Raw genomic sequence first — 16,095 nt, 5'->3', positions numbered from 1 at the left:
CAATCTAAAAGGGAGGTTATGGCCACTGTCGCCATAGGAAGGATTTTTGGGGATTACGAGGAAGCTGGCTCGAATGCAACCCTTCTATGCCCACCTCACCCGGAGTTTGGCGGTAGTAGGTACGACGTAAGACTCGAGAGAATAGCAAGCAGGCTACACCCTGTAGGTTTCTCAACGCTTCGCTTTGACTACAGCAAGCCATTCTGCGCGAAAAAGGCGGTTGAAGACGCGGTACTGTGTTTGCGCTATCTTAGAGAGCGGCACAGCTTTGTAGCAGTTGTGGGATATTCCTTCGGAGCAGTTGTGGCATCAAACGTGGCCTCGAGCACGGGATGTGATGCCGTCGTCCTTATTTCACCTCTTCTAAGAATCGACGGACTGACCATTAAAGATTCAAGACCTCCAAAGCTCATAGTGGTGGCAACAAGAGATGAGATTGCTACAGTAGATGAATCGGAACGGATTGCAGCGATGCTATCTCCACCAAAGGAAGTTGTTACGCTTGAAACAGACCACCTCTACACCGGGAAACATGACGTTCTTGCGGAAATCGTTGGAGATTTTCTTTTGAGGCTATCGAACACTGAATCCGGGATAATCTGAATTTCAAAAACTTTTAATTTGACTTCTGCAAAGTCAGTATGTGGAGAGGGTAGAAGAGTATCTCGAGGCAATCTACGACATTCAGAGCGAGAAAAAAAGGGCAGCCAAGACGAGCGACCTCGCAAAGAAGCTCAGCGTTAGACCTTCGAGTGTAACGGAAATGCTCTCCAAGCTCAGTGAAAAAGGATACGTGGAGTACCAGCCTTACAGAGGAGCGATCCTTACCCGAAAGGGTGAAGAGGTGGCGAGAAGGATAAAGAGGTACCATCGCATATTCGAGGCATTCTTCAGAGATTTCCTCGGGATTGATGAAAGCGAAGCTCACAGGATAAGCTGCGAACTTGAGCACCACGTAACCGACGAGATTGTGGAGAAAGTATGTGAAATAATTGCGAGCAGTTGCAGCCTTTGCGAGAGCTGTGAGTACAGAATCGTCCGCCTCAGTGAGGCTGAACCCGGAAGATACGTCGTGGTTGCGTGCCCGTCTGCTGCTTCTGCTATTGGTATATTCCCGGATGTTGAGATTATCGTTGGAGAGGGTGGCGAGGTAGAAATAGAGGGGGAGTCCGTAAGACTATCAGAAAAACTCGCTTCTAAAATTATACTCGAAAGGCGTTAGAGGCTCTTTTTAGCTTTCGATGCAAGTTCATGTGCAAACCTTACCGGTTCAGGCAGTTTATGTCTTCTGAGGCACATTTTTACGATTTCGAGCGCTGTTTCTGGTGTAAAGCCGTGACCGGGGGACACGTATATTGGCCTGCATCTCTTACACGTTTTTATAGCGTAGCCTATCACACTTCCGTCAGCTTCGTCGTAAATCGGTGAACTTTCCATTACTTCCTGCGGTTCATTGACTCTGCCGTAGAGCCTTTTTTTCGTTATGCCGATGCTTGGTGTGGCAAGCTTTAACCCCACGTACGTTGCAAGGCCACACTTCCTTGGATGCGCAATTCCGCTGCCATCGACCATTATGATAGCTTTTCTGCGAAGAAGCTTTTTTACAGCCTCAACTGCGGGTTCGCCCTCTCTGAACATGAGAAAGGTTGGGATGTACGGCATTGGTGCTTCTGCGATGCTGACGTTGCTGTCAACGTGCTCAAGCTCCGGAAATGTCAGAAGAACACAGGCGGATACGACGGTCTCTCCTGAAAAAGCCTGATCCACACCAAGCACGTACTTAATTTCGTCTATACTGTACAAGTCTCTCAAAACGACTCGTTTGGCCATTTTTTCCTGCTTTTTCTTAAGCTCTTCGAGCTGCATTGCCATAGTATAGCTCGTAAGAACTTTATCTTTTCGAAGATAACTGTATGTATGGGACAAATTGAGTTTGGTGAATTTGAGAGAGAGTACCATCTTTCAAGAACCGAAGTGGCCGGAATCCTTAGAAACATTGCGGAACAGCTTGAGAAAGGAACAAAGATATATGTTTCCGGAAAAGACTGGGAGGTTGAGCTGGAGTATACCGAGCCTGTCAAGTTCAAAGTGGTGTTTGAGGAGGGCGAGAAGGATAAGAAGCTGAAACTTAAGGTTGTTCTCAAAAGCAGAAGAATGCTGTAATTTTACGCTGCACAGCGTAAATCGTGATAATCATGGCACCAATCAAAATGTTTTTCTATCTTTTCGTGAAACAATTATAATAATGAGATTAAAGCTAAAGTTCAGAGAAGAGGCGGCACCTCAGGCGGAGGTTAGCTTTGAAGAGCTTGCAAAAGAGCTTGAGAAAGACTTTCAGCCTCCTGAGGGATGGGTTCAGCTTGAGAGTTATCCCGTTTATGGGAAGTATGTCTTCTCGAGTGTACACATTCTCGCAAAAGAAGAAGAGGACGACCTGCTCTACTTCCTGAGAGAGCCCCCGCTGAATGATGAAGAAAGACTCGTTGTAAACGATCTTCTCTCGAAGCTTCACTACCTCCCGGTAACTCCGGATGAGATGAGAGTTAAGTCAAAGGCTGAGGTTCTAAGGGAGAAGATGGATGGTGTCCTGAGAGACTTCAGAATAAAACTGGATGAGAAAAGCTATTACAGGGTCTTCTACTATCTGCTTAGAGACACGATCTTTTACGGCCCGATAACACCTCTGATGTACGATCCGATGATTGAGGATATATCCTGTAACGGCTATGAGAAGCCTATCTACATTTTCCACAGAAGTTACGCGAACCTGAGAACGAACATAACCTTTCAGAGCGATGAACTCGACAGATTTGTGATAAAACTCGCTCAGCAGTGCGGAAAGCACATAAGCATTGCAGAGCCAATGGTTGATGCGACAATGCCGGATGGCAGCAGAATTCAGATGACCCTTGGAAAGGAGGTCACAGACCACGGTTCAACGTTCACAATCAGAAAGTTCAGACAGGAACCTCTCACTCCCATAAATCTCATAAAATGGGGTACTTTCTCAGCGGAGCAGATGGCGTACCTCTGGCTCTGTATAGAGAACAAGAAGAGCCTGATTTTTGCTGGAGGCACTGCAAGCGGTAAAACAACCTCAACAAATGCTGTTGCCCTCTTCATTCCGAGAAAGGCCAAAATAGTAACCATCGAAGATACAAGAGAACTCATGCTTCCACACAAGAACTGGATTCCCGCCGTTACGAGAGAGGCTTTTCAGGCTGAGGCGCGCTCCATAGACATGTACGACTTGCTGCGAGCAGCACTCAGGCAGAGACCTGAATACATAATAGTCGGTGAGGTCAGGGGCAAAGAAGCCCTAACTCTCTTCCAGGCCATGTCAACAGGTCACACCACGTACTCAACCCTACACGCCGACTCAGTTAACGGAGTCATACACCGTCTCGAAAACCCACCCATAAACGTCCCCCGCCCGATGATTGAAGCCCTCGACATAGTGAGTATTCAGGCTCAGACGTACGTCAACGATAAAAGAGTCAGGAGAAATACAGAGATTGCGGAAATAGTCGGACTTGATCCGCATACAAAGATGTTGAGAACCACGACGGTGTTTCAGTGGGACAGCGTAAAGGACGAACACGTGATGGTTGGTGCGTCGAAGGCTCTGGAAGACATCAGGAAGAATAGGGGATGGAGTGTCAGGGAGCTGCAGGAGGAGCTGGAGAGGAGACGGCAAATTCTCGAATACATGGCGGAAAACAACATAATGGCCTTCAAAGACGTTGCTAACGTTATATATACGTATCAGGCGGATCCGGATAGGGCTATGAGAATCCTGGGGATTTTGGAGTAGGGTTTTGAGAGCAAGTATAGAGCGTAAAAAAGAATACCCCTTCTCTCAACCCTACTGCCGTGAGACTCAGGGACGTGTTTGCAGAACTTCTCAGGGAGAGAGGAATCGAGAGAATCTGGGGACCGGAGAAAAGCCTGCAAAAGCTTGCTGTACTCGTCGCCACTGGAAAAGCTGTTGTTTGTAGGGCGAAAGGCTGCAGATGCTCTATAGATCTGAATGGCAACTTCCTGAACGAGCCAGCCCAAGCGTACGTTGGTGATGCGAGCAGTACAAGTGGATGTGATGAAGTCATCCTGACGGGCAAAGAACTCGTTGAGAAATGTAGAAAGTACAGGTTTCCCTACATAGCCGTTGACTGTTCATACTTCCACCTCCACAGCGAAAAGGAAAGGAAAAAGCTCGTTCTCCAGCTCAAGTGCGCGCTGGGCGTCGTGAGGGAGTTCATGTGGGATGAAAAGATGGTAATAACTGGAGCGAGATTTGAGGAGCTAAACGTGTTGTACTATTCGTCTCTCGAGGATTTCCTCACAGAAAAGAGGTTTGATAAAGTCATTCTTCTCGATCCAAACGCTGAAAACGTTTTTGATGGCCAGAGAGCTGACTGCTACATAATCGGAGGAATAGTTGACATGTCCGGCAACAAGAAAGGTCTGACGACTGAAATAGGAAAGAGGCTCGAAAAAGCTGGAATCGACTTCGAGGCGAGAAAGATACTTCTTAGGGGTGATGTCATTGGGGTGCCGGACAGAATCAACAGCATAACCGAGATAATTCTAAGAACTGTTCTCGATGGAGAATACATTGAGGATGCAATAAGGGCTGTTCAGAGTCACGTTGTTGCCAGATGGCGACTGAAAAAGGAGCTTCCCAAATACACGATACGAGTTGACACGTCAAGACCGTTCAGACTTGTCAAGAAGTCTACCTTTGCAGAATTTAACTGGCTGAACCTCGGCTGGAAAGACTTTTTCGAAGTGTGCAGACAGCTTGAATTTGTTGTTGTGGATGATAGGATCGTTGACGAAATAGTGGCAAATTCGAGCTACGACAGCAGGAAGAACAGATACATTCTAAAGTCTACTTTCAATAACTCTTAGTCCTTTGCTGTTTATTGTGTACGGAATCGGTGTCTCGACGTGGGAAGTAAATCTGAGATTGTGTATCAGAATGTATCTGCGTTTTGAATTTCCTTCAAACCTCGTTAGGAACTCTATATAGCCTGAGGCTATGTGCCTCAGAATCTTCATCAACCTGTCTTCCACCGAAAAATCCGTTATGAGAAGGGTGGTGTAGTTTGAATTTCGTGATTCCACTACAAAAGCCTCTGTAAACCTTATAAGCCCCCTATACTCGCTTGTAAAGTTCAATGCTATGGACGCCCACGAATCAATTATTATTCTTCCACCCTCTCCGAGATACTGTCTTGCATCGCTTATGGTCTTTGCGATGGAGTTGAGGTCTCTCGGATCTTTTATAACGTATCTCTCTCTGCTACACGTTCCGACTCTTTTTCCGCTCACACCGTCAACAATGATTAGTCTGCCGTCTTCCTCGTACTTCTCTGCATCAAGTCCTAACATGTGCATTTTTTTCCTGAGTTCTCCCGGTAGAATATCGAGTTCGACGAATATGCAACTTTCACCGTTCTCCAGCCCATTTTTTGCAAACTGAATTGCAAAGGAAGTCTTTCCACTCCCCGGATCACCGTGGACCACAACATCGATACCTTTTGGTATCCCGCCCCCCATAAATGTGTCAAGCCCTGGAACACCAGTCCCAACTCGCTCTATCTCCATCTGCTTAACCTCTCTTCAGTTTCTCGAGGGTTGTGCGAATCTGGAGGGATATCGGAATTCGCCTGCCCTTCACGCAAGTTTTGCCTTTTTTTATACTATGGAGCGCGGAAGACACGTCGAAAGCGTCAATTACCGTTATTCCATACCCTACCGCACTTCTGCTATGGGCATCGCTTCCCGCGATGCCTGGCTTGTGGTACTTCTCCGCGATAATACCTGACATAACGTTGCATAACCCTATATAAAACTTTGCGTTAAATATTTCAACGGCATCAACGACGTCTATCGCTTTCCAGAACCTGACAATTCCGTGCCTGTAAAACTGGAATGGGTGGGCCATTGCCGTGACACCCCCAAGCTTTTTTACTGCAATTGCCGTTTCTTTCATGCTCATGCCTGGATCCACGTCCTCAGTTATACCGTAAGCGAGCAGGTGACCATCGCTTGTTGATATTTCCACTCCTGGAATTATGAGAATTGGAAGCCCTTCTTCTTCAACGTACTCAATCGCTTCGAGAGAACCGTTTACGGTATTGTGATCAGTAATTGATATGCAGTTGAGCCCTTTTTCGAGAGCAGCAGCTATGAGAGCTTTGATACTATCCAGCCCATCATTGCTGTGGTCGGAATGAACATGAAGGTCTGCTATGAGCATGCGCATTCTAATGGCGTGGGTTATTAAAAAATGTGGGCAAAGTATTTTTCAGATTGAGAGAACATGAACTCATGCGGATTCTCGCAGTTACCGGCAGACTTGCAGAAAAGGATGTGAGAAGGGCGGTTAAAGGCTATGATTGTGATGTCTACGTTACAAACGTTGATGTCGCTGCGTTCATCACGCCATCTCACCTCAAAGATATTGACTTAAATGGTTACGACCTCGTTCTCGTTCCCGGCCTTGCCAGGGGAGATTGGGAGAAGCTGGAGAGGGAGAGAGGAGTAAAGATAAGGCTTGGCCCGATACACGCAGCCGATCTTGCAATGGTTTTGAGGAACATCGACCGCATCGAACTGTCCCACGAAACTCCGGCGTGCAGGCTATTGAATGCTGTTATGGCGGAGGAGAACATCTCGGCAGTTGACGGAATTGAAGATTATGCGTTTGAAATCGGCAGTATTAAGGTTGGTCGCAACTCGAGAATGAAAGTAGTTGCAGAGATAGTTGACGCGCCAGTACTTTCGAGGGACGAGCTCATTCAGCGGATTGAATACTATTTAGAGAGCGGGGCTGATATAGTGGATATAGGCATTCCTCTCGAATGCGATGTTGACAGCGCTGTCAAGTCGGTAAAGGTTGCTCTTGATTACTGTAATGCCGTGAGTGTTGATACCTTCAGCGAGAAGATAATCGAAGCCTGTGTTAAAGCGGGAGTGCACATGGTTATGAGTGTTGGAGGGGAGAATATCAGAGCCCTCGAGAAGATCGGTAACGCGGCGGTTGTAGTGGTTGAGAGAGATGTTGGAAAACTCGTGAAGCTTGTAGAGTTTGCAAAAAAGCATACGGAGAAGGTGATAGCAGACTGTATCCTTGATGCTCCCCTCAAGACAGCAGAATCTATTATGAGGTATATTCATTTCAGACAGCTTGATGCTGAAACTCCCCTCCTGTTTGGTGTGGGGAACGTAACGGAGTTGAGCGATGCAGATTCGATTGGGATGAACGCTTTGCTTGCCTTTATGGCCGAGGAGATTGGAGTAGATCTGCTGTTTACTACGGAAGCGAGCCCGAAAACGAGAGGCTGCATTAGGGAGCTGAGAGTCGCGAGCTACATGGCTAAGGCTGCCAAACTTCGCAGGACTCCTCCAAAAGATCTGGGCTTCAACCTCCTTGCTTTGAAGGAGAAAGTAATCTACGAAACGTGCAAACCTGAGAATGCAGTCGAGGCAAAGCCCGGGAGGTTCGAAAGAGATCCGATGGGTGACTTCAGAATATGGATTTACAACGGCAAAGTTGTCTGCAGTCACGAAAAGCTGACGGTTGTGGGGGATGCGAAGAGTATTGCCGATACGGTAATCGCAAAAGGCCTCGTTTCACGCCTTGATCACGCAGCGTATTTAGGAAGGGAGCTAAAAAAAGCGGAGATCGCAGCAATGCTCGGTAAGAACTATGTACAGGATGCTGAGTTGAATTTTGGGATTTACACTAATGCAAACCAAGCTCATCCTTAACCTTGACAAGCCCCCTTATGGCGATCTCGTAGAACTTCGGCAGTTCAAAGCCGAGCCTTTCAGCCTGCCTGATCCTATCTCTGTCACAGCCAGCGGCAAAGCTCTTCTCTTTAAACTTCTTCTTTACGGTCTTCGGAGTCACATCCGTAATCTTGCCACCCTTCACAAGTGCACACGCTATAATGAGCCCGGAGACGCTGTCTGCTGCCTGTAAAGCAATTTCGACCGGCTTTTCGTAGTCGCCGAACAGGGTGTGATTGTGTCTCTTCACGACCTCTGCTATCTCCTCATCGACTCCATGCTCCTTGAGAATCTCGTAACCTGTCGGGCCGTGCTTCTGCATGTCCCCTTCCACAACTTCGTAGTCTATGTCGTGCAGAATTCCAATGAGCTCCCACTTGTCCGCGTTTTCTCCAAGCTCCTCAGCAACTTCTCGCATTATTGCAGCAGTAGCGATGCAGTGTTTGACGAGCTTCTCGTCTTTCACGTACTTTTTGAGAATGGAAAGAGCTTCGTCTCTCTGCATGGATATCGATCTCACTGCAGTCTATTTATTTTCTTTGTCTGCGTTGGCTGCTGGTAGTACGATAGGGGTAGTACTGTGCTGGCACATCGAAATCCTTATATCAAGTATGTTTGACGCAATGTCAATGATATCGAACAAGACGTTAAAGGTTTTCATTGAGATACTGGTACTTGCTGTAGTTGCAGCAGGATGCGCTGAAAAGCAGCAGGTTGCAGGCAACTCAGAACTCGTGAAGTATGCGGAAAACTTTGCCATAGAGTACCATGGGGATTACAAGGTTCTGAAGGTAAAGGATGGCAATATCTGGAAAATGTACATTCTCTACCACGACAAAAGGCCGGATTTAGAAGGTATAGCGATAAAAGTCCCGGTGAAAAGGCTTGTTGTAATGTCTTCGACTCATCTCGCTTTGCTTGAGGCAATAAATGCAACAGATTGTGTCGTGGGCTACACGTACGGCGGAAAGTACAAAGTTTACTTCTCTGACGTCGCAAAGAAACTCAAATCGGGAGAAATCATCGACCTTGGTTCTTCGAAGGCTCCGGACTACGAGAAGCTCATAGAGCTGCATCCTGACCTCGTGGTCTGCGTTTCCGGTTACAACGAGGAGGTTAAGAACAAGCTTGAAGAACTGGGAATTCCGTATATTGCTAACAGCGAGTGGCTCGAAAAAGACCCTCTCGCGAGGGCTGAGTGGGTCAAGTTCTTTGCAGCCTTGCTTGATAAAGAAGATGAAGCAGAGAAGTACTTCAGCAGGATTGAGGAGAACGTTAAAGCGATAAGGAATACTGTGAATTCGACAGAGAAGGTGAATCTCCTGTGGGCAACAATATACCGGGGCAAGGTGTACGTTCCGAGGGGTGACAGCTACGTGGCGAAGATGGCTGAATACGCGGGCTGCAACTACCTCTTCAACATGCCGGGTACAGGCAGCGAAGTCATAAGTCTCGAAGACCTGCTTGTGAGGGGTGAGAAGGCTGATGTAATGGTCTATTCGTCTTACAGGGTCAAAAGTTTGAAGGACATCGAGGACATAGACAGCAGGCTTGCAGACCTTAAAGTATTCAGGGAAGGAAGAATTTACAATATAACGCCAGACTACTGGCAGCTTGGATTACTGCATACGGATGTAGTAATCAAAGACCTTGCCGCCATAGCACACCCTGACCTCTTCAAGGGCTACACTCCAAGGTTCTTTGTAAGGCTGTCGTAGGATGAGGGCCATTGTTTTCACTCTATTGTCTTTTATTGCCGTTCTTTCCTTAATTTCAGGCATATTGGTCGGTTCGGTAGATGCTGGTCTTGGAGACCTGATGGACACTCTGCATGGAAAGGAGAATATGAAGGGCTATATCATCCTAAATGTTCGCATGCCCCGAACACTCGGAGCGTTTTTTGGAGGCGCTGCATTAGCCGTCAGCGGTTTGCTTTTGCAGACGTACTTCCGCAACCCCCTCGCAGGTCCATATGTTCTTGGCATATCCTCCGCGGCAGCTTTTGGTGTAGCACTCTACATACTCGCGGGCATTGGAGCGGGTTACGGAATTGTGGGTGCGGCCTTTGCAGGTTCAGCGATTGCAACTGTCCTTATCCTCTACATCGCCGCGAGGGTGAGAAGTGCCGTAACCCTGCTCATTGCGGGTCTCATGCTCGGCTATGTATTTTCAGCCTTCGAGAGGATTTTAATAACTCTCGCTGAGAGCGAGAAGGTTCATGAGTTTGTTCTATGGACATTCGGGAGCTTTTCTGGAATAACGTGGGACGATTTGCGAGTTCTTTTCACACTCTCAATTCCAGTTTTTGTGCTTACGTTCCTGCTATCAAAACCCCTCAATGCGATGCTGCTCGGGGAGGACTACGCCAGAAGCATGGGCGTTGATGTTAGACTCCTCAGGATCGCTGTAGTTGCGACTTCGAGCTTTCTCGCATCTCTTGTAACGGCTTTTTCCGGCGTTGTTGCTTTCATAGGGCTTGCAACGCCACACATCGCAAGGCTGCTGTTCAGGACTTCAGATCACAGGATTTTAACTCCTGCGACAATTCTACTCGGGGCATCGATTGCGGTGTTATGTGATGTGGTTGCGAGAGCACTTCTCTCTCCAATCGAGCTGCCTGTGAGTGTGATAACGTCGATATTCGGCGCTCCAATTGTCATATTCCTTGTCATGAGGAGGAAGAGAGTGTGATGAAGTTTGGAGACATCGAAGGTGTAGAATATGAAGATTGAACGCGTAAAGACTGCAAGGGGTAGTGTGGGGAATGTGTGCAGCACGAATAACAGCAGCATGAACGCTGCCGGCCTCTCCGTTGGTTACACAAACGAAATTCTGAAGAATGTTTCTTTCGAGGTCAGAGCTGGAGAAATTCTCGGCATTCTCGGCCCAAACGGTAGCGGAAAGTCCACTCTGCTCAAGACCCTTGCAGCAGGTCTGAAACCTCTGGGAGGGGCTGTTTACGTTGATGGCCGGGAAGTTCATGGGATAAAACCGGGAGAACTTGCAAAGCTCATTTCCATAACACTTACGGAAAGAGTCGATGCTGGCTTCCTTACAGGATTTGAAGTAGTAAGTCTGGGCAGGTATCCATATGTCGATGCCATTGGGAGACTCAACGATGCAGACGTGGAGGCGGTAATGGGGTCTCTGAGACTCGTGAATGCCGAAAACCTCGCAAATAAACTATTTTCTGAGATGAGCGATGGAGAGAGACAGAAAATTATGATAGCAAGAGCCTTAGCCCAACAGCCTCGCATCATGCTCCTTGACGAGCCAACGAGCTTTCTCGACGCAAAACACAAGGTCGAGATAATGCTATTGCTCCGCAGAATAGCAAACGAGAAGGGCATAGCGATAGTGCTAACGACGCACGATATTGAGCTTGCTTTGAGGATATGCGATAGAGTCGTTATGGTCAGAGATGGAAGGATCGCCGTGGAGGGCCTTCCGGAAGAGGTAATAACTGGAGAGGTTGTGGGAGATATATACGACGTGGGCAGCGCAAGGTTTGATCCATCCATTGGCTCTTTTGAGCTAACTTGTAAAAATGGCAGTACAAAAACAAGAGTTCATGTGGTTTGCGGAGGGGGGAGTGGAGCCAACATCATGCGATTGCTGGCGAAGAAGGGTATACCCTTCACTGCTGGAGTCGTTCACGAAGGTGACGTTGACTGCTGCGTTGCAAAGCTCACAGCTCTCAACACAGTATGCGAGAGACCTTACACGGAGATAGGCGATAAGGCATTCGAGAAAGCCCTGAAGCTTGCTGAAAGTTGCGATCTGGTTATTGATACAGGCTTTGTCATTGGCAGCATAAACAGAAGAAATCTGGAACTGCTAAATTCAGCCAGCAACGTGCTCAGTTTGAGGAGTAAGGACGAACTCGGAGAATTGGGAATCGATGCAAAGCCGGTAGGCAGTATCACCCAGCTTTTAAAGGAGCTTGGGCTATGACCATCCGCAGATAAGTCAGCCTAAAGGTCAACGTAGATTATTTCCTCCTCTGCACCGCCTGCCTCTACAACAACTCCATCCGGCGCAATTGCAGCACTTTTAACGCCAAACTTCACGCCGTTGAAAAGACCGATTCTGGAAATCTTTACAACTGTTACTCCGTACTCTCTTGCTATACGCTCCGATACGGGATGTCCCTCAACCTTTGGATGAGATGGCGAAGTGAGCGAGATCGGAAGAAAGACGACATCGCTTCGGTTTGCAACGCTTTTCACAACTTTACTACTGAGACAGTCTGCACAGATAAGCAGGCCGATTCTGCAGAATTCCGTATCGAATACAACAGTTTCTTCGCCTGGAGAAATACCTATCAGCCTTTCTTCTTCAGTGATATTGATTTTCCGGTACTTTGCGATGATTTCTCCTTTCCTGAGCACGTAGCACGTATTGTAAAACGCATCGTCTCTCTCGATGACGGTTCCTGCTATAATGTATCCACTGAATTCTCTACTCGCTCTGACAATTTCGTCCAGTGTATGCTTGCTTTTCTCGTAAACTCTTTCGACGGGCATTTTTATGTAGTCTGCGGGAAGAGCAAAGAACTCTGGTAGGCAAAGAAAATCTGCTCTCACCTTTGGTATGGTTTTGCATGCCGCCCTGATATTACCTTCGACACTCCCCCTGTCCTTCATCTGGTAAATGCAAATCCTCATGTGCCCACCTGTTTCGAGCTTAACGCATCGAAAGCTTTTTAAAATTTGCTTGATTTCAGCTAAAGTATATTTTACAAATTTATCAATAGCAGGGGTCTGAGATGCCAGCAATTCTGTTCATCGTCTGGAACTACCAGCACATTCACATGGCTGTGGAGGAGGTGAAGAAAGAGTGCAGGGAAGCGGGGAAGTTCAGAATAGATGTAATCGACGTTCAGACGCTCAACAGGACAAACGTACTGCCTGATGTAAGCGTATACGATGCGATTGTGGTCAACCAGATGGGAAAGGGTGACTGGGAGAATGAGCTTGTAAGTAAAGCCGGCGATAAGCTGATAGTAGCCTTCAAGTCGGGCATCGACAACTACTCGAACGTATCCCGAAAGGACTACGAAACTCTCGCAAGATACCTCGCATATGACGGGCTGGAAAATCTGAAGAACTTTGTGAAGTTCTGCATGAAGTACTTTGACAGGGGCATTAACACTGAAGAGCCAAAACCTATGCCCTGGAACGGGATATATCATCCAGAAGGTGGACTTTTTCAGAGTGTTGAGGATTATTTGGAGTGGTATCTGAATAAGTATCCCTTTCAGAAGCTTGTGGGTTTGCTTTTTTACAGAGCAAGGTATCTCTTCAGAAATACGGCCCATGTTGATAGCCTGATCAGGGAGCTCGAGAAGCATAACATCGGCGTTATTCCCGTCTTCTGCCTGACTTTCCCTGATCCGAGCGTTGGGATGCCTGGAGTTGAAGATGCGATAGAGAGGTACTTCTTCATCGAAAATAAACCCATTATTTCCCTTCTCCTGTGGGGGCTGTACTTCAGGGTGAGCAGAAAGCCGGAGCTGCTGAGGAGACTGAACGTGCCGGTTCTGAATGCAATAGAAATCTACGCAAACAGCCCCGAAGAGTGGGCCGAAAACCAGCAGGGGCTTAACATCGCAACTATCTCGATGGCGGTAGCGATGCCGGAGTTCGATGGTGTAATCAATCCGACGGTCTTCTCGGCCGAAATTAGAACGCCAACGATTCTGAAGGCCGTGCCCATAAGCGAGAGAATAAAGAGGATTGCGGAGCAGGTAGAGAGATGGCTCAAGCTTAGAGATAAGCCAAATTCGGAGAAGAAGATTGCGATAGTCCTTCACTCCTCGACGATAGGTAACAGCGAGGCAAATATAGGAACTGCTCTTGGCCTTGACTCTTTTGAAAGCGTCGTCGAGATTCTGAGGGCTATGAATGAGAGAGGATACGCAGTCGAGAATATCCCGTCAAACGGTGAAGAACTTGCAAGGCTATTTGTGGAGAGTAAGCAAATCTGGCAGGGAAACTGGAGTTTAAACACCAGCTACGCGTTTCTTGTAGAAAAAAAGACGTACGAACAGTGGTTTGAAGAATTGCCTGAGAAAGTCAGGATTTCGATGCTCGAAGAGTGGGGCGATTACGACGATATACCAATCCCAGGACTGCTCTTTGGAAACGTCTTTGTTACGATACAACCTCATCGCACTCCTGTTTTTGAGCCTGAGGACTGCCATAAGCTGATACACAATCCAACACTGCCAGTACCGCACTACTACTATGCGTTCTACCGCTTCATCAACGAGTTCTTCGATGCGGTAATTCACGTGGGTAAGCATGGAAGTGTTGAGTGGTTACCCGGCAAGTCTGTCGGGTTATCGGATGCTTGTTTTCCTGACGTCTGCCTTCGGAGCATACCCAACGCGTACATCTACATAGTCAACAACCCTGCGGAAGGCACGCAGGCAAAGCGAAGGGGATACGCGACGATCATCGATCACCTGCCACCACCCATGCAATCCTCTCAAAGGTATGTGGAGCTTGAAACGGCGGTTGAGGAATACTTAAAAGCAAGGGAAAGAGGGCTGGAGGAGCAGTGTAAGGAAGCGAAGCGCAGAATCGTTGAACTCGCAGCAAGGCACAACTTCAACATAGCTGAGGAAAACTTCGACGATGAAATACTACAGCTTCACTCTAAACTCGCGGAATTAAACGACTCTCTGTACAACTATGGCTTACATACCTTTGGCAGGCTTGATGGAGATATCGACGACTTCATCGCATCTATCGTGAGGCCCGAGAGATTCATACTCGAAAAGCTCGGCGTAGATTACAGCGAAGCAACAAACAACCCGTCTAAACTCTATAATGGCTACACTCTTGGAGAGCTCGTCAGAATGAGTAGAAGTGCATTCGTGGCTATTGCCAGAGAGGATGGAGTGTGCAGGAGCTCTCCGGACGTGCCAGAATTTCTGCTAAGGGCCGTGCTCGATGCCAGAGATGTAATGAAGCTGTGGGAGGACGTCCGCACGAGACTCGAGAGCATACAGGAAATTGAAAACCTGCTTGAATGTCTTGAGGGCAAATTCATTGAACCCGCCGCATCGGGTGATGTAACGAGGGGGAGAATAGAGGCAATACCGACTGGTTTCAACTTCTATTCTGTCGATCCCAAGGCAATCCCATCGAAAACTGCGTGGGAAGTTGGAAAGAAGCTTGCAGACCAGTTGATTCAAAAGTTTGCCGAAGAGGGTAAAATGCCGGAAAGCATTGCGTTCGTGCAGTGGAGCAGCGACCCGATGAACACCGACGGCGAACAGATTGCGGAAATACTGTACCTGCTCGGAGTCGAACCGGTATGGGATGGCAGTAGAGTTTCCGGTCTGAGGGTAATCCCACTCGAAGAGCTGAAAAGGCCCCGCATAGACGTTGTTGTGAGAATAAGCGGACTCTTCAGGGACGTCTTCATGAACCTCGTGGAGCTGATTGATGATGCGGTCATGAAAGTTGCAACCCTCGACGAGCCCTTGGAAATGAACTACGTCAGGAAGCACTTCCTTGAAGGCATAAAACACAGAATTTTCGGCGACATGCCTGGAGCGTACGGAGCTGGCGTTAACCACGCGATAAACACGTCTTACTGGGAGAAAGAGGAGGAACTTGCGGAGATTTTTATGAACTGGGGCTGTTACGTCTACGGAAAGAACTCCTACGGAGAGAGGAACGAAGAAGAGCTGAAAGCATGTCTAAAAACGGTCGAAGCAGTAGTCAGAAATCACTACACCGATGAGTGGGACATATTCGACGATGACTGTCCCTACGCGTTTCAGGGTGGCATGGCTCTTGCTGTGAAGCACGTTTCGGGCAGAGACGTTAAGGTTCTGATTGGGGATACAAGGAAGCCGGAAGCTGCGAAGGTAGTTGATGCTCGAGATGAAATAGAGAGAGTTGCAAGAAAGACTCTCCTGAACGAAAAATGGCTCGAAGGAATGAAAAAGCACGGCTACAAGGGTGCGGGAGACATCATGAAGAGGGTCGTCAACCTGTTTGGCTGGCAGGCAACGACGAAGCTCGTGGACGACTGGATTTTCGACAGGATTGCAGAGAAGTATGTGCTCGACGACGCAGTGCGGGAGTGGTTCATGAAAGTAAACCCCCACGCCGCCGAGGAGATAGCGAGGAGGCTGCTCGAAGCGTACAGGAGGAACCTGTGGAGCGCAAGCGACAAGGTGATTGAAGAACTCGAAGAGATTTACGGAGAAATCGAGGGACACCTTGAAGACATTGAAGTTTGATGGAACTTTGATTAAATTTAATAAAAAATTAA

Annotated in this window: 15 protein-coding genes; 10 read left to right on the top strand and 5 right to left on the bottom strand. The window is 47.7% G+C overall.

Going from position 1 to position 16,095, the window contains the following annotated elements:
- The first annotated feature begins 18 nt into the window (after positions 1-18).
- Both ARCVE_RS08260 and ARCVE_RS08255 read left to right on the top strand, forming a co-directional pair.
- Complete coding sequence (locus ARCVE_RS08260; RefSeq protein WP_013684319.1) at positions 19-603, top strand: dienelactone hydrolase family protein; 585 nt, start codon at positions 19-21, stop codon at positions 601-603.
- Between the two features lie 40 nt (positions 604-643).
- A complete protein-coding gene (locus ARCVE_RS08255; RefSeq protein ID WP_013684318.1) occupies positions 644-1,222 on the top strand; it encodes a metal-dependent transcriptional regulator in 579 nt (192 codons plus the stop codon).
- On the opposite strand, the gene ARCVE_RS08250 is transcribed toward ARCVE_RS08255, so the two are convergent.
- On the bottom strand, positions 1,219-1,866 hold the full coding sequence (locus ARCVE_RS08250) for an endonuclease V (RefSeq protein ID WP_013684317.1): 648 nt from the start codon (positions 1,864-1,866) through the stop codon (positions 1,219-1,221). The genes ARCVE_RS08255 and ARCVE_RS08250 overlap by 4 nt on opposite strands.
- Positions 1,867-1,917: 51 nt before the next feature.
- Here ARCVE_RS08250 and ARCVE_RS08245 point away from each other — a divergent pair, with 51 nt between their 5' ends.
- The 3 genes from ARCVE_RS08245 to ARCVE_RS08235 all read left to right on the top strand — a co-directional run bounded on the left by ARCVE_RS08245 (position 1,918) and on the right by ARCVE_RS08235 (position 4,911).
- A complete protein-coding gene (locus tag ARCVE_RS08245; protein ID WP_013684316.1) occupies positions 1,918-2,163 on the top strand; it encodes an amphi-Trp domain-containing protein in 246 nt (81 codons plus the stop codon).
- 82 nt (positions 2,164-2,245) lie between these two features.
- Complete coding sequence (locus ARCVE_RS08240) at positions 2,246-3,814, top strand: type II/IV secretion system ATPase subunit (protein ID WP_013684315.1); 1,569 nt, start codon at positions 2,246-2,248, stop codon at positions 3,812-3,814.
- 59 nt (positions 3,815-3,873) lie between these two features.
- On the top strand, positions 3,874-4,911 hold the full coding sequence (locus ARCVE_RS08235) for a tRNA (guanine-N1-)-methyltransferase (RefSeq protein ID WP_013684314.1): 1,038 nt from the start codon (positions 3,874-3,876) through the stop codon (positions 4,909-4,911).
- Here the strand turns inward: ARCVE_RS08235 and ARCVE_RS08230 are convergent.
- Complete coding sequence (locus tag ARCVE_RS08230) at positions 4,885-5,610, bottom strand: RAD55 family ATPase (RefSeq protein ID WP_013684313.1); 726 nt, start codon at positions 5,608-5,610, stop codon at positions 4,885-4,887. The two genes, ARCVE_RS08235 and ARCVE_RS08230, sit on opposite strands and share 27 nt — an antisense overlap.
- Before the next feature lie 4 nt (positions 5,611-5,614).
- On the bottom strand, positions 5,615-6,265 hold the full coding sequence (locus tag ARCVE_RS08225; RefSeq protein WP_013684312.1) for a CehA/McbA family metallohydrolase: 651 nt from the start codon (positions 6,263-6,265) through the stop codon (positions 5,615-5,617).
- 71 nt (positions 6,266-6,336) lie between these two features.
- Between ARCVE_RS08225 and ARCVE_RS08220 the strand changes: the two genes are divergently transcribed.
- Positions 6,337-7,779: a dihydropteroate synthase-like protein gene (locus tag ARCVE_RS08220; RefSeq protein WP_013684311.1), complete on the top strand. Its 1,443-nt coding sequence runs from the start codon at positions 6,337-6,339 to the stop codon at positions 7,777-7,779.
- On the opposite strand, the gene ARCVE_RS08215 is transcribed toward ARCVE_RS08220, so the two are convergent.
- Entirely contained in the window at positions 7,754-8,305 is a 552-nt protein-coding gene (locus ARCVE_RS08215; RefSeq protein ID WP_013684310.1) for an HDIG domain-containing metalloprotein, read from the bottom strand. The two genes, ARCVE_RS08220 and ARCVE_RS08215, sit on opposite strands and share 26 nt — an antisense overlap.
- A gap of 124 nt (positions 8,306-8,429) precedes the next feature.
- On the opposite strand from ARCVE_RS08215, the gene ARCVE_RS08210 reads away from it, so the two are divergent.
- From ARCVE_RS08210 to ARCVE_RS08200, 3 genes are read left to right on the top strand one after another with little or no spacing between them, the layout of a single operon-like run.
- Positions 8,430-9,518: an ABC transporter substrate-binding protein gene (locus ARCVE_RS08210; protein WP_052302979.1), complete on the top strand. Its 1,089-nt coding sequence runs from the start codon at positions 8,430-8,432 to the stop codon at positions 9,516-9,518.
- A gap of 1 nt (position 9,519) precedes the next feature.
- Positions 9,520-10,491 carry a FecCD family ABC transporter permease gene (locus ARCVE_RS08205; protein WP_013684308.1) on the top strand — a complete coding sequence of 324 codons (972 nt, stop codon included), beginning with the start codon at positions 9,520-9,522 and terminating at the stop codon, positions 10,489-10,491.
- Positions 10,492-10,521: 30 nt separating this feature from the next.
- On the top strand, positions 10,522-11,754 hold the full coding sequence (locus tag ARCVE_RS08200) for an ABC transporter ATP-binding protein (protein WP_013684307.1): 1,233 nt from the start codon (positions 10,522-10,524) through the stop codon (positions 11,752-11,754).
- 20 nt (positions 11,755-11,774) lie between these two features.
- Here ARCVE_RS08200 and ARCVE_RS08195 read toward each other — a convergent pair whose 3' ends face one another.
- Positions 11,775-12,467 carry a carbon-nitrogen hydrolase family protein gene (locus ARCVE_RS08195; RefSeq protein ID WP_013684306.1) on the bottom strand — a complete coding sequence of 231 codons (693 nt, stop codon included), beginning with the start codon at positions 12,465-12,467 and terminating at the stop codon, positions 11,775-11,777.
- 101 nt (positions 12,468-12,568) lie between these two features.
- Between ARCVE_RS08195 and ARCVE_RS08190 the strand changes: the two genes are divergently transcribed.
- A complete protein-coding gene (locus ARCVE_RS08190) occupies positions 12,569-16,063 on the top strand; it encodes a cobaltochelatase subunit CobN (protein ID WP_013684305.1) in 3,495 nt (1,164 codons plus the stop codon).
- Positions 16,064-16,095: the final 32 nt, after the last annotated feature.

Source organism: Archaeoglobus veneficus SNP6 (assembly GCF_000194625.1).
Lineage (GTDB): Archaea > Halobacteriota > Archaeoglobi > Archaeoglobales > Archaeoglobaceae > Archaeoglobus_C > Archaeoglobus_C veneficus.
The sequence above is the reverse complement of the archived record's forward strand: the minus strand, read 5'-3'. Positions and strand labels throughout refer to the sequence as shown.

Coding starts and splice junctions, on each gene's coding strand:
- ARCVE_RS08200 (WP_013684307.1), top strand. CDS start 10,522: ATGAAGATTGAACGCGTAAAGACTGCAAGGGGTAGTGTGGGGAATGTG.
- ARCVE_RS08220 (WP_013684311.1), top strand. CDS start 6,337: ATGCGGATTCTCGCAGTTACCGGCAGACTTGCAGAAAAGGATGTGAGA.
- ARCVE_RS08215 (WP_013684310.1), bottom strand. CDS start 8,305: ATGCAGAGAGACGAAGCTCTTTCCATTCTCAAAAAGTACGTGAAAGAC.
- ARCVE_RS08225 (WP_013684312.1), bottom strand. CDS start 6,265: ATGCTCATAGCAGACCTTCATGTTCATTCCGACCACAGCAATGATGGG.
- ARCVE_RS08260 (WP_013684319.1), top strand. CDS start 19: ATGGCCACTGTCGCCATAGGAAGGATTTTTGGGGATTACGAGGAAGCT.
- ARCVE_RS08195 (WP_013684306.1), bottom strand. CDS start 12,467: ATGAGGATTTGCATTTACCAGATGAAGGACAGGGGGAGTGTCGAAGGT.
- ARCVE_RS08190 (WP_013684305.1), top strand. CDS start 12,569: ATGCCAGCAATTCTGTTCATCGTCTGGAACTACCAGCACATTCACATG.
- ARCVE_RS08240 (WP_013684315.1), top strand. CDS start 2,246: ATGAGATTAAAGCTAAAGTTCAGAGAAGAGGCGGCACCTCAGGCGGAG.
- ARCVE_RS08250 (WP_013684317.1), bottom strand. CDS start 1,866: ATGCAGCTCGAAGAGCTTAAGAAAAAGCAGGAAAAAATGGCCAAACGA.
- ARCVE_RS08205 (WP_013684308.1), top strand. CDS start 9,520: ATGAGGGCCATTGTTTTCACTCTATTGTCTTTTATTGCCGTTCTTTCC.
- ARCVE_RS08245 (WP_013684316.1), top strand. CDS start 1,918: ATGGGACAAATTGAGTTTGGTGAATTTGAGAGAGAGTACCATCTTTCA.
- ARCVE_RS08230 (WP_013684313.1), bottom strand. CDS start 5,610: ATGGAGATAGAGCGAGTTGGGACTGGTGTTCCAGGGCTTGACACATTT.
- ARCVE_RS08210 (WP_052302979.1), top strand. CDS start 8,430: ATGATATCGAACAAGACGTTAAAGGTTTTCATTGAGATACTGGTACTT.